Source organism: Microbacterium sp. zg-Y625, from assembly GCF_030246925.1.
In the GTDB taxonomy this organism is placed as follows: Bacteria; Actinomycetota; Actinomycetes; order Actinomycetales; family Microbacteriaceae; genus Microbacterium; species Microbacterium jiangjiandongii.
This window is the reverse complement of the sequence record NZ_CP126740.1, coordinates 88029-99965: the sequence shown is the minus strand read 5'-3', so window position 1 is coordinate 99965 and position 11937 is coordinate 88029. Positions and strand designations below refer to the sequence as shown.

The following is an 11937-nucleotide window of genomic DNA, read 5'->3' as shown; positions in this document are numbered from 1 at the left end:
GCGAATCGTCGAATGGCCGGGGGGCATCGGGTGGCAGAGCGCATAGGAATCATCGGGGGCGGAATCGTCGGGGTCGCGCTCGCGCGCCTGTTGGCGCAACGGGGTGCGGCGGTGACCGTGCTGGAGAAGGAAGCCCGGCTCGCGGAGCACCAGACCGGGCGCAACTCCGGCGTCGTCCACGCCGGGCTCTACTACGCGCCGGGGTCGCTCAAAGCGACGCTGTGCGCGGCGGGCCGGGTGTCGATCCGGGAGTTCTGCGAGGAGAAGGGCCTGCCGTACCGCGAGGTCGGCAAGCTGGTCGTGGCCGTGGACGAGACGGAACTGCCCGCGCTGGCCGAGATCGAGCGCCGCTCCGTCACGAACGGGGTGCCCGATCTCGTGCGCATCGACGACGCGGCCCGCCTTCGGGAGATCGAGCCCCACGTGGCGGGGGTCGCCGCCGTCCACTCGCCGCACACCGCCGCCGTCGACTACGCCACCATCACCGAAGCCATGGCGCAGGACGTCCGCGCCGCCGGCGGTGAGATCCGCCTGGGGCATGAGGTCACCGGCATCCGGATCGAGAACGGATCCGTGCGTCTCATCACGCCCGTGTCGGACCACGTCTTCGACCGCGTGATCGCCTGCGCCGGGCTGCAGTCCGATGTGGTGGCCCGGCTCGTCGGCGCGGACCCCTCGCCGAAGATCCTCCCCTTCCGCGGCGAGTACTGGGAGCTCGCGCCGGAGCGCGCGGACCTCGTCAACGGCATGATCTACCCCGTCCCGGACCCGCGGTTCCCCTTTCTGGGCGTGCACTTCACCCGCGGTGTCTACGACAACGTCCACGTCGGCCCCAACGCCGTGCCCGCCCTCGCGCGGGAGGGATACACGTGGCTGCAGATCTCCCCGAAGGACACGTGGGAGTCGCTGCGGTGGCCGGGGGCGGCATCCCTCGCCAAGCAGCACTGGCGCATGGGCGTCGACGAGATCAGCAGCTCGCTGGTCAAGCCGCTGTGGTTCCGAAAGGCCCGCCGCTTCGTGCCGGAGCTGCGGATGCGCGACCTGACCCGCAAGACCGCCGCCGGCGTCCGCGCGCAGGCCTGGGGGCGCAAAGGCGAGCTTCTCGACGATTTCGCGGTGGACCAGGTCGGCCCGGTCACCGTGCTGCGCAACGCGCCGTCACCCGCCGCGACCAGTTCGATCGCGATCGCCGAGTACCTGGTGGAGCACTACCTGTCGGCGCCGGTGGGATAACCCGCGGCGGCGGCCTGTTTCAGCTGGCCCGGCGGGTCTTTTGAGGAGTTGCGACCTCATCGCGATCGTCACCGGCCCGGGGTGCCCCCCACGGGCCCGTCGGGTGCCATGCTCGGGGCATGGCGAACCGACTTGTGACCACGTTGCGGCGCGCGCTGGCGCCGGTCACCCGCACGAAGACGTTCCGCCGCATCGCCCCGCGGGCGCTGCCGGTGGCCGAGCGGGCGCTGAAGCGCGTCACCGGCGGTCGACTGATCGTCTCGGGGATCCTCGTGCCCTCCCTCGTCCTGCAGACGACGGGAGCGAAGAGCGGGCAGCCGCGCGAGACGCAGCTGATGTACACGCCCGACGGCCACGGCGGCGGGATCGTCGCCGGCACGAGCTTCGCGCGGGAGCGGCATCCCGCCTGGACGGCGAACCTGCGCGCGCATCCGGATGCCGAGGCGGTCGTCCGCGGCCGGCGGTACCGGGTGCACGCCGAACCGATCCCCGACGGCGAGCGCGACGCCGCGTGGGCGCTGATCGAAGCCCAGTGGCCGGGCTACCGGCAGTACGAGCGGGACTCCGGGCGCACCGTGCGCCTCTTCCGGCTGACGACCGACGCCACGCCGTCGCCCTTCACCGGGCGCCTCTAGCGCGGCACAGGCGCCGGTCGCCGCAGGAACAGCACCGCGACGACGCCGAGGAGCAGCACCCCCGCCGGCAGCAGGATCGCCTGGCCCATGGCCGCAGCGAACCCCGCCACGGCCTGCGGAGGCAGCGCCCCCGCGCCCAGGCCCGCGCCGGCCTCCGCCCCGTCCATGCCCGGCAGGTTGGCCTCGAGACGTCCCTGCATCACGGCGGCGATCGCCGCGGAGCCGAGCACCGAGCCGATCGTGCGCATGGTGTTGTAGACACCGGAGCCGGCTCCCGCCTGACGCGGGTCGAGGTTGCGCGTCGCGGTCGTTGCCAGCGGGCCCCACAGCCCCGACTGCCCGATGCCCATGAGGGCGGCGGGGAAGAGGAACATCCACGTCGGGGTGTCGGGGGTCATCAGCGACGAGTACCAGACGAGCGCGGTCGCCACCGCGATCATGCCGGGCACGAGGAGCAACCGCGGGTCGGTGCGGTCCAGCAGGCGTCCCGCCAGGGGCGAGAGGATGCCGGCGGCCACCGCCGTCGGCACGAGCAGCAGCGCCGCCTCGGTGGGCGTCTGGCCCCGGGCGAGCTGCAGGTAGAACATGAACGGCAGCGACATGCTCGCCGCCATGAACCCGACGGCGGTGATCCCGATGCCCGCCACCGAGAAGTTGCGGTCGCGGAACAGCGACATCGGCACGAGCGCCTCGCTGCGGGTGCGTGCCTGCTGGGCCACGAACAGCGCCAGCACGACCAGGCCCGCGACCAGCAGCATCCACACCGTCACCGGACCCCAGATGGCGCCCCAGTCGTAGTGCTCCGCCTCTTGCAGCGCGAAGACGATGAGGAAGAGGGCCACGGCGCTGAGCAGCACGCCGAGCATGTCGAACCGGTGCGGATGGGTCGGCAGCTTCGGCACCAGCATCCATGCCAGCACGAACCCCACGACGCCCACCGGGAGGTTGACGAAGAAGATCCACTCCCAGCCCAGGCCGTCCACGAGAACACCACCGGCGAGCGGGCCGACCAGCATCGCCACGCCCGAGGTCGCGCCCCACAGCCCCATCGCGGCCCCGCGGCGATCGGCGGGGAAGGTGCGGGTGATGACGGCCATCGTCTGAGGCGTCATCAGGGAGGCGCCGATGCCCTGCAGCGCGCGGGAGGCGATGAGGCCGTCGAGGGTGGACGACAGCCCGCACCCGAGCGAGGCCAGAGTGAAGACGGCCAGCCCGATCAGGTAGATGTTCTTCGGGCCGAACCTGTCGCCGAGCCGGCCCGTGATCAGCAGCGGCACGGCGTAGGCGAGGAGGTAGGCGCTGGTCACCCATACGACGTTGTCGAGGTTGCCGCTGCCGGGATCGAGGGCCGCTTTGATCGCGGGATTGGCGACCGACACGATCGTCGTGTCGACGAGGATCATGAAGAAGCCGATCACCAGCGCCCACAGCGCCGGCCACGGGCTCGCGCCAGGCGGGGTCGGAGCTCGCCCCACGTCCCGGCGAGCGTGGATGTCGGATTCGGTCACGCCGTCAGCCTCTCTCCGCGGTCGCCGCGGTGCGGGGAGACTCTACGCCTGCCGACCGACAGCGGGGCGTGGCTCCCGTCCCGCGGCTGTGGATATTCCATCGGTGTCGTGTCTCGCGCGACTCTTCCCAGTGTCGTAGATATGTACTAGACTCAACGCCATGGAGAACGGACTCCGAGACATCGCCACAGCACTCGACGTGCTGGTCGCTGCCGGTGCAGACAGGCCACCCGCGTCGCTGACGCCAGGCGAGCTGATCGCGGTGAACGACGCCTTCGGAGCCCTGCGCCGCAGGGTGGATGCCGCCTTCGCCCCGGTGGCCGCCGAGATCGCCCGCCAATCCCGTGCCGAGCTGGGCAAGGACTCGCTCGCGAAGAAGCAGGGTCACCGGTCTCCCACCGCGCTCATCTCGGCGACGACGGGTTCGACGGCCGCCGACGCGGTGCGCCTGGTGCAGGTCGGCGAAGCCACCGCACCGCGCGTGACGCTCTCCGGCGAGCGCCTTCCCGCCAAGCACCGTCACGTGGCCGCCGCCGTGGCATCCGGTGAGCTCGGCATGTGGGCGGCATCCGCGATCATCACCCTTCTGGACCGTGTGTCGCTGCGCGCCGATGCCGGAATCCTCGACGCGATGGAACAGCGGCTCTCCGCCATGGCGCCGGGCCTGCGCCCCGATCAGCTGGGCACGCTGCTCGCCCACGCCGAGGCCCACCTCGACCCGGACGGCGTCGAGCCGCGCGAGACGGAGCGGCGCGGCGAGCGGAGCCTCACGATCCAGCAGCGCGACGGGATGGTCGTGCTGACGGCGAAGCTCGACGCCGAGACGGCGGCGCCCGTGAAGGCCGCCATCGAAGGGATCGTCACCGGGGTCCTCCGCCGCACCGAGCACGCCGACGACGTCGAGAAGGACCGGCGCAGCGTGCGTCAGATGCAGGCGGACGCCCTGGCCGACGTGTGCCGTCACGCGCTCGGGTGCACGCAGCTGCCGACCCTTCCCACGGCCACCGTCATCGTTCGGATGGATCTGGACGCCCTCAGGGACGGCGTGGGAACGGCGACCGTGGACGGCATCGATCACCCGCTCTCCGCCGCTGCGGCGCGACGGCTGGCCGCCGAGGCGGAGATCATCCCCTGCGTCCTCGGTGGCGACAGCGACATCCTCGACTGGGGACGCGCCAGGCGGCTGTTCACCGTGGCGCAGAAGCTGGCACTGGGCGAACGCGACGGCGGCTGCGCCTCGTGCGGCGCTCCCTCAGCGCGGTGCGTCGTGCATCACATCCGATGGTGGGCACGAGACGGCGGGGCGACCGACCTCGGCAACGGCATCCTCCTGTGCGTCGGATGCCACCATCGCATCCACGACGACGGCTGGAGCATCGAGGTCGAGGGGGCGGGGACACGGGCGAAGGTGTGGTTCGTCCCACCGGTATGGCTTGATCCGGCGCAGACCCCGCGTCTCGGTGGCCGACATCGCTACGACCTCGCCAGTTGACGACCCCCGGTGCGAGCGGCGGCCTACGTCCGTCGATAATGGGCGGGTGACCTCCCCCGAGCTGCCCGGCTGGCGCCACGTCTATTCCGGCAAGGTGCGCGACCTGTACGTCCCCTCCGCCGCCACCCCCGGGTCGGCGGATCGGATGCTGGTGGTCGCCAGTGACCGCGTGAGCGCGTTCGACCACGTGCTCGAGCCCGGCATCCCCGGCAAGGGGGTGCTGCTGACCACGCTGAGCCTCTGGTGGTTCGATCAGCTCGCCGGCGGCGACGGGGGCCGCGGCATCCCGAACCACTTGGCGGCGACGGCCGTGCTCGGCGACGACGACGAACCGCACTCGCTCGTGCCCGATGCGGTCGCCGGGCGCGCCATGGTGGTGCGCTCGCTCGACATGCTGCCGGTGGAGTGCGTCGTGCGCGGATACCTCACCGGCTCGGGGTGGAGCGAGTACCAGGCGCAGGGGACGGTGTGCGGCATCCCGCTGCCCGCCGGCCTCGGCGACGGAGACCGCCTGCCCGAGCCGCTCTTCACCCCGGCGTACAAAGCCCCGATGGGCGAGCACGACGAGAACATCTCGTTCGAGCAGACCGTGGAGCTCGTCGGACGCGAGCGCGCCGAGGAGCTGCGGGCGACGTCGCTGGAGATCTACGCCCGGGCTGCGGCCACCGCCGAACGGCACGGCCTCATCCTCGCCGACACGAAGTTCGAGTTCGGCCTCGACGCCAAGGGCGTGCTGACCCTGGCGGACGAGGTGCTGACCAGTGATTCGTCGCGCTACTGGGATGCCGCGGCCTGGCAGTCCGGCACGACCCCCGCCGAGCGCATGGCGAGCTTCGACAAGCAGATCGTGCGCGACTGGCTGGCGGCCCACTGGGACAAACAGGGCACTCCGCCGGCGCTGCCGGCCGACATCATCGAGCGCACCGCCGCGCGATATCAGGAACTGCTGGAGCGACTCACGGGAATCTGACGTCACACACGCAGGACTTCACAGGTTTTTCCCAGATAATGGGATTCGTCTTCCCCCCTGTTCTTCTGACCCGAGGAGTCCCATGGCAATTTGGCGCCTGCACGGTGATGGCCGCCACGTCGAACGCGGAGCCGTCGTCAAGCCCGAAGAACGTCTGAGCTGGGGCGCGACCGTCGCCATCGGCGCACAGCACGTCGTGGCGATGTTCGGCGCCACCTTCCTCGTGCCGATCCTGACCGGCTTCCCGGTGTCGACGACCCTGCTGTTCTCCGGGCTCGGCACGCTGCTGTTCCTGCTGATCACGAAGAACCGCCTGCCCAGCTATCTGGGGTCGTCGTTCGCCTTCATCGCGCCGATCACGGCGCTGAACAGCGGCCAGGCGCTGGAGACCCCCCAGCAGCTGACGCAGGCGCTCGTGGGCGTCGTCGTTGCCGGCGTGTTGCTGGCCGCGGTCGGCTTCGTCGTGCAGGCGCTGGGCACCGGGTGGATCGAGAAGCTCATGCCGCCGGTCGTGGCGGGCTCCATCGTCGCCCTGATCGGGTTCAACCTCGCGCCCGCGGCCTGGAACAACTTCACGCTGCAGCCGGAGCTCGCCACGATCACCCTCGTGGCCGTCGTGCTCTTCAGCGTGCTCTTCCGCGGGTTCCTCGGGCGCATCTCGATCTTCCTGGGCGTCATCGTCGGCTACCTCGTGGCAGCCTTCACCGGTCAGATCGACTTCACCTCGGTCAACGAGGCCGCGTGGATCGGGCTGCCGGAGTTCCACCTGGCCGGTCTCACCGACCCCGCCGCGTGGGCGCTCGTGCCGATGTTCCTGCCCGTCGTGCTCGTGCTCATCGCCGAGAACGTCGGCCACGTGCGCGGTGTCGCCACCATGACCGAGGACCCCTCGATCAACAAGCACACCGGCCGCGCGCTCATCGCCGACGGCGCCGCGACGGTGCTCGCGGGCGGCTTCGGCGGTTCGGCGACGACCACGTACGGCGAGAACATCGGCGTCATGGCCGCCACCCGCGTGTACTCGACCGCGGCGTACTGGGTGGCCGGCACCGTGGCGATCCTGCTGGCGTTCTCCCCGAAGATCGGCGCGCTGTTCAACACGATCCCCGCCGGCGTGCTCGGTGGTGTGACCACGGCGCTGTACGGCCTCATCGGCGTCATCGGCATCAAGATCTGGGTCGACAACCGCGTGGACTTCTCCCGCCCGGTGAACCAGTACACCGTCGCGGTGTCGTTCATCATCGCGATCGCCGGCTTCACGATGGACTGGGGCTCGCTGCAGTTCGGCGCCATCGTGCTCGGCACGGTCGCGGCGCTGGCGATCTACCACGGCGGCAATGCCATCGCCCGCTGGCGCCGCACCGGCGCCGACGACGGCGGCCCCCTCCCCGCCGTCGGCCAGCTGGGCGGCGACCTGCAGGAGTAGCGCGCCCCGCGCGCGCTCCGGCGCGAACCGTGAGACCGCATCTGGCGGCCGAGACAGTGGTTGTTTCCCCACGTCTCGGCCGCCAGTTGCGGTTTCAGCGACGAGGGGCGGCGAACCGCCCGGGTCAGGCGGAGTCGCGCACCACGAGCTCGGTGTCGAGCATCGTGACGTGCTGCGGCCGGCCGCCGTTGAGCAGGTCGAGCAGGATCGACGCCATCCGCTCCCCCTGCGCGTAGGACGGCTGTCGAACCGTCGTCAGCGCCGGCGTCACCGTCGTGGCGACGGGCGAGTCGTCGAAGCCGACGATGGCGATGTCGTCGGGCACCCGGATGCCGGCGCGCGCGAGCACGGTGAGCGCGCCGCGGGCCATGAGGTCGCTGGCGACGAAGACCCCGTCCACCGGCGCGCCGGACTCCAGGATCCGCGTCATCGCCCGCGCCCCGCCGTCAGGGGTGAACCCGCCGTCCTCGACCCCCGCCTCCGCCAGCCCTGCCGCGGCCAGGGCGTCGCGATAGCCCTGCAACCGGTCCACGCCGGCCGGCATGGTGAGCGGTCCGGTGATGGTGGCGATACGTCGCCGGCCACTGTCGATCAGGTGCTGCGTCGCGCTGCGACCGGCCGCCACGTTGTCGACGTCCACGTAATAGTCGCGCTCGCGCTCGCGCACCGGCCGCCCGCCGTAGACGACGGGAACGGCGGCGGCGATGCGGTCGATGAAGGTGTCGCTGGTGTGGTGCGACACGATGATCGCGCCGTCGACGGCGCCGCTGCGCAGGTAGCTGGTCGTCTTGTCGCGGGGGTCGTCGCTCGCGATGATCAGGTTCAGCACGTAGTCCGACCTGTTGATGCGGGCGTTGATGCCCGAGACGACGGCGGCGAAGAACGGGTCGCCGAAGAACCGGGTGGTGTCCTCGGGGACCACCAGCGCGATCGCGAGCGTCTGCCTGCTGGCCAGCGACCGTGCCGCCCGGTTGGGCACGTAGTTCAGCTCGGCGATGGCGCGGTTCACCGCGTCGAGCGCAGCCGGGCTGACCGCGGTCGATCCGTTCACCACACGCGAGACCGTCGACCTCGAGACCCCCGCCGCGGCGGCGACCTCCTCGATGGTCACCGTGCCGCGCAGTTCGTCCGTGCCCATGCGTCTCCCGATGACGTCGCCGCTATCCGGCGGGCGGGACGTCGAGTGCCCGCGCCGCGATGATCCGACTGTACTCGCGGCCGCTGTCCTTCACGGTTCGCGTCTGAGTCTGGTAGTCCACGCGCACGATGCCGAACCGCTTCTCATAGCCCCAGGCCCACTCGAAGTTGTCCAGCAGCGACCAGTAGAAGTATCCGCGCACATCGACGCCCGCATCCTGCGCATCGAGGATCGCCCCGAGGTGCCCGCGCACGAACTCGACACGGTCGGCATCGTGCACCCGCGTCTCGCCGTCTTCCTCCACCGCGACGTCGTCGTAGGCCGCGCCGTTCTCGGTGACGTACAACGGCATGCCCAGCCGACCGGTGTAGTCGTCCTGCACGCGCTGCAGCAGGCGGGTCAGCCCCTCGGGCTGCACCTCCCAGTGCATCGATGTGCGGGCAAGGCCACGGTCGTGCCAGTGGATGCCCTTGTGCGAGGGGAACGGCGAGGATCCCTGCCGCTCCGTGGGTGCGTCGCCACCGTCGACCGGGACGGCCGGGGGACGCCCGCCGACGTACTCGCCGTGATAGTAGTTCACACCGAGGGTGTCGATGGGCGAGGCGATGGTCTCGAGGTCGCCCGGGCGCACCGCTTCTTCGAGCGCGGCGATGGCTCCGGCATCCACCCGGCGGATGTCCTCGACGGTGTCCGCCGGGTACTCGGCGCGGAAGATCGGGTCGAGGAACCAGCGGTTGAACTGGCCGTCGATGCGTCGCGCGGCGTCGCGGTCGGCGGCATCCGCCGGGTCCACGGCATCCGCCACCGTCAGGTTCAGCGTGAGGCCGAGCTGCAGGGCGGGGTCCCGGCGGCGCAGCTCCTGCACGGTCTGGCCGTGTCCGAGCAGCAGGTGATGCGCGGCGAGCACTCCCTCGCGCACGCTCTGATGCCCGGGCGCGTGAAGGCCCGCGGTGTAGCTGAGGAACGACGAGCACCACGGCTCGTTGAGCGTCGTCCAGGCCTGCACGCGGTCGCCGAGGGCATCGTGCATGTCGAGGGCGTACTCCGTGAAACGGTCCGCCGTGTCGCGGTTCGTCCAGCCGCCCTGCTCCTGCAGCGCCTGCGGCAGGTCCCAGTGGTACAGCGTCAGCCACGGGAGGATGCCGGCATCGAGCAGCTCGTCCACCAGCCGCTTGTAGAAGTCGACGCCCGCCGGGTTGAGCGCTCCGCCGTCCGGTCGCACGCGCGACCAGGACGTCGAGAACCGGTAGGTCTGCAGGCCCATGCGCTTCATCAGCGCGACGTCGTCGCGGTAGCGGTGGTAGTGATCGCAGGCGACGTCGCCGTTGTCGGCGTTGATGACGGCACCGGGAACACGCGAGAAGGCATCCCAGATGGAGTCCCGCCGCCCGTCCTCATGGGCTGCTCCCTCGATCTGGTACGCCGCGGTGGCGGCGCCGAAGAGGAAGTCGGTGGGGAAAGGTCGAGCGCTCGTCATGAGACCAGTCTGCTCCTGGGTCACCGTGCTCATGCTCACCCCTTGACCGCCCCGGCCATGATGCCGCTGACCAGCTGCTTGCCCGCGAAGATGAACAGCAGCAGCAGCGGGACGGTGGCCAGCACCACGCCGGCGAGCACGACGGAGTAGTCCACGAAGTAGTTCGACTGCAGCAGCGACAGCGCAACCGGGAGGGTGGGGTTCTGCCGGTCGAGCACGATGAACGGCCAGAAGAAGTTGTTCCACGACCCCACGAAGGTGAAGAGGAACAGCATGGCTGCGGCAGGACGCGCCGCGGTCACGCCTACCGTCCAGAAGGTGCGGATCATCGACGCCCCGTCGACCCGGGCGGCTTCGATGAGCTCGTCGGGCACCGCTTGACGCAGGTACTGGGTCATCCAGAACACCCCGAAGGCGCTGGTGAGGGCGGGGATGATGATGGCGCCGATCTGTCCGGTCCAGCCGAGGTCGGAGAACAGGATGTACAGCGGCACGACGCCCAGCTGCTGCGGGACGGCCATCGTGGCCACGACGAACACCAGCAGCGCAGGCCCGCCGAGGAACCGCAGCTTCGCGAACGCCCACCCCGCCAAGGTCGAGGTGATCACGACGGCGGCGGCGATGAGGAAGGAGCTGTAGATCGAGTTCCACAGCGCCGGCCAGAAGTTCACGGCGGGGTTGTTCAGCACCGCGGTGGCGTTCTCGATGAAGTTGCCCAGCGGCACCCACGGGAAGGGGCCGCGCAGCGTGGTGGCGTCTCCCGAGCCGATGACGAAGGACCAGTACAGCGGGAAGACGGCCGAGAGGAAGACGGCGCCGAGGGTGCCGTAGACCCAGAACCCCGGCCGGGAGCCGCGGATGCGGATGGTCTTCGCTCCGCGGCGGCGCTTGGCCGCGTTGGGAATGCCCTCTTCGACGATCGCGAGGGGCGGAGGCGTGCCGATGCTCATCGCTGGGACTCCTTGACCTGCTTCTTGGCCGCTCGCGCGGCCCGTTTCTGCTGGCGTTTGCTGAGCCCGGACCGCATGCCCTCATCGCGCACCAGCGTGCGGGTTACGAGGAGGTTGATCAGGCCGATGCCCAGGATGATGATGAACAGGATCCATGCCATGGCCGCGGCGCGGCCGAAGTCCCACTGCCCCCAGCCGATGTCATAGAGGTAGAGGGTGATCGTGAGCCACTGCTGAGCGGACCCGCCGCGTCCGAACTGGTCGAACACGCGCGGTTCGTCGAAGATCTGCAGACCACCGATGGTCGAGGTGATGATCACGAAGATGAGCGTCGGCTTGAGCGACGGCATCGTGATGCTGAAGAACTGGCGGATGGGACCCGCGCCGTCGACGGTGGCGGCTTCGTAGAAGTCCCGGTTCACCGCCTGCATGGCGGCCAAGAGGATGAGCGTGTTGTAGCCGACCCAGCGGTAGTTCACCATCGTGGCGATGGCGACGTGGCTCCAGAAGGGGTCGACGTGCCACGGGATGGCCGAGATGCCGACCAGCTGCAGCCAGCTGTTGATGAGGCCCGACTTGTCGGCGAACATCGCGTTGAAGATGAGGCCGACCGCGACGGGGGCGACGACGTACGGCACCAGCACGCTCATGCGCCAGAACGTCTTGGCGCGGATGTTGCGGTCCAGGACCGAGGCGATGAAGATCGCCAGCAGCAGCTGCGGGACGCTCGAAAGCACGAAGATGCTGAAGGTGTTGCGCAGCGCGGTCCAGAAGTGCGGCTGCGTGAGGATCCAGACGTACTGGTCGAAGCCGACGAACTCGCCGGAGTTGCGGACGAGGTCCCAATCCATGAACGAGATGACGGCGGTGTACGCGATGGGGAACAGACCCACGATCGCGAACATGATGAAGAACGGCGAGATGTACAGGTACGGGGAGACCTTCAGATCCCACCGGCTCAGCCGGTGCGAGAAGGAGATGACCCGCGGCTGACGCGGCGGCGGGTCCGCCGCAGCGGGGCGCACCTGCGGGCGGGATTCGGTAGCGGTCACGATCGCCTTTCTTCGTCGGGGAAACGGGGTGCGGGTCACAGTGCGACCCGCACCCC

The 11937-nt window shown here is 70.2% G+C and carries 10 protein-coding genes; 5 read left to right on the top strand and 5 right to left on the bottom strand.

What is annotated here, in order from left to right; genetic code table 11:
* Positions 1–30: 30 nt before the first annotated feature.
* On the top strand, positions 31–1233 hold the full coding sequence (gene lhgO / locus QNO14_RS00475; protein WP_257506959.1) for an L-2-hydroxyglutarate oxidase: 1203 nt from the start codon (positions 31–33) through the stop codon (positions 1231–1233).
* A 119-nt stretch (positions 1234–1352) separates the two neighbouring features.
* Positions 1353–1868, top strand: a complete 516-nt coding sequence (locus QNO14_RS00470; RefSeq protein ID WP_257495298.1) for a nitroreductase family deazaflavin-dependent oxidoreductase — start codon at positions 1353–1355, stop codon at positions 1866–1868.
* On the opposite strand, the gene QNO14_RS00465 is transcribed toward QNO14_RS00470, so the two are convergent.
* A complete protein-coding gene (locus QNO14_RS00465) occupies positions 1865–3343 on the bottom strand; it encodes a DHA2 family efflux MFS transporter permease subunit (RefSeq protein ID WP_257507027.1) in 1479 nt (492 codons plus the stop codon). The genes QNO14_RS00470 and QNO14_RS00465 overlap by 4 nt on opposite strands.
* A 193-nt stretch (positions 3344–3536) precedes the next feature.
* Here QNO14_RS00465 and QNO14_RS00460 point away from each other — a divergent pair, with 193 nt between their 5' ends.
* The 3 genes from QNO14_RS00460 to QNO14_RS00450 all read left to right on the top strand — a co-directional run bounded on the left by QNO14_RS00460 (position 3537) and on the right by QNO14_RS00450 (position 7264).
* The gene (locus tag QNO14_RS00460) at positions 3537–4868 is read left to right on the top strand and encodes an HNH endonuclease (protein ID WP_257506960.1); all 1332 of its coding nucleotides are present in this window, start codon (positions 3537–3539) and stop codon (positions 4866–4868) included.
* Between the two features lie 46 nt (positions 4869–4914).
* The gene (locus QNO14_RS00455; protein ID WP_257506961.1) at positions 4915–5838 is read left to right on the top strand and encodes a phosphoribosylaminoimidazolesuccinocarboxamide synthase; all 924 of its coding nucleotides are present in this window, start codon (positions 4915–4917) and stop codon (positions 5836–5838) included.
* An 82-nt stretch (positions 5839–5920) separates the two neighbouring features.
* Entirely contained in the window at positions 5921–7264 is a 1344-nt protein-coding gene (locus QNO14_RS00450; RefSeq protein WP_257506962.1) for a uracil-xanthine permease family protein, read from the top strand.
* A 124-nt stretch (positions 7265–7388) separates the two neighbouring features.
* On the opposite strand, the gene QNO14_RS00445 is transcribed toward QNO14_RS00450, so the two are convergent.
* The 4 genes from QNO14_RS00445 to QNO14_RS00430 are packed head-to-tail and all read right to left on the bottom strand — an operon-like array spanning position 7389 to position 11881.
* Positions 7389–8402 (bottom strand): LacI family DNA-binding transcriptional regulator, encoded by a 1014-nt coding sequence (locus QNO14_RS00445; protein WP_257506963.1) that lies wholly within the window; start codon positions 8400–8402, stop codon positions 7389–7391.
* Positions 8403–8424: 22 nt separating this feature from the next.
* Positions 8425–9912, bottom strand: coding sequence for a GH1 family beta-glucosidase (locus QNO14_RS00440; protein WP_257506964.1), 1488 nt, complete (start codon positions 9910–9912; stop codon positions 8425–8427).
* 2 nt (positions 9913–9914) lie between these two features.
* On the bottom strand, positions 9915–10829 hold the full coding sequence (locus QNO14_RS00435) for a carbohydrate ABC transporter permease (protein WP_257495292.1): 915 nt from the start codon (positions 10827–10829) through the stop codon (positions 9915–9917).
* Positions 10826–11881 (bottom strand): carbohydrate ABC transporter permease, encoded by a 1056-nt coding sequence (locus QNO14_RS00430; protein ID WP_257495291.1) that lies wholly within the window; start codon positions 11879–11881, stop codon positions 10826–10828. The genes QNO14_RS00435 and QNO14_RS00430 overlap by 4 nt, the downstream gene beginning before the upstream one ends.
* Positions 11882–11937 lie beyond the last annotated feature (56 nt).

Excerpts from the sequence above, each read along its gene's own strand:
- QNO14_RS00440 (WP_257506964.1), bottom strand. The coding sequence starts at position 9,912 with ATGAGCACGGTGACCCAGGAGCAGACTGGTCTCATGACGAGCGCTCGA.
- QNO14_RS00435 (WP_257495292.1), bottom strand. The coding sequence starts at position 10,829 with ATGAGCATCGGCACGCCTCCGCCCCTCGCGATCGTCGAAGAGGGCATT.
- QNO14_RS00470 (WP_257495298.1), top strand. The coding sequence starts at position 1,353 with ATGGCGAACCGACTTGTGACCACGTTGCGGCGCGCGCTGGCGCCGGTC.
- QNO14_RS00460 (WP_257506960.1), top strand. The coding sequence starts at position 3,537 with ATGGAGAACGGACTCCGAGACATCGCCACAGCACTCGACGTGCTGGTC.
- QNO14_RS00445 (WP_257506963.1), bottom strand. The coding sequence starts at position 8,402 with ATGGGCACGGACGAACTGCGCGGCACGGTGACCATCGAGGAGGTCGCC.
- QNO14_RS00450 (WP_257506962.1), top strand. The coding sequence starts at position 5,921 with ATGGCAATTTGGCGCCTGCACGGTGATGGCCGCCACGTCGAACGCGGA.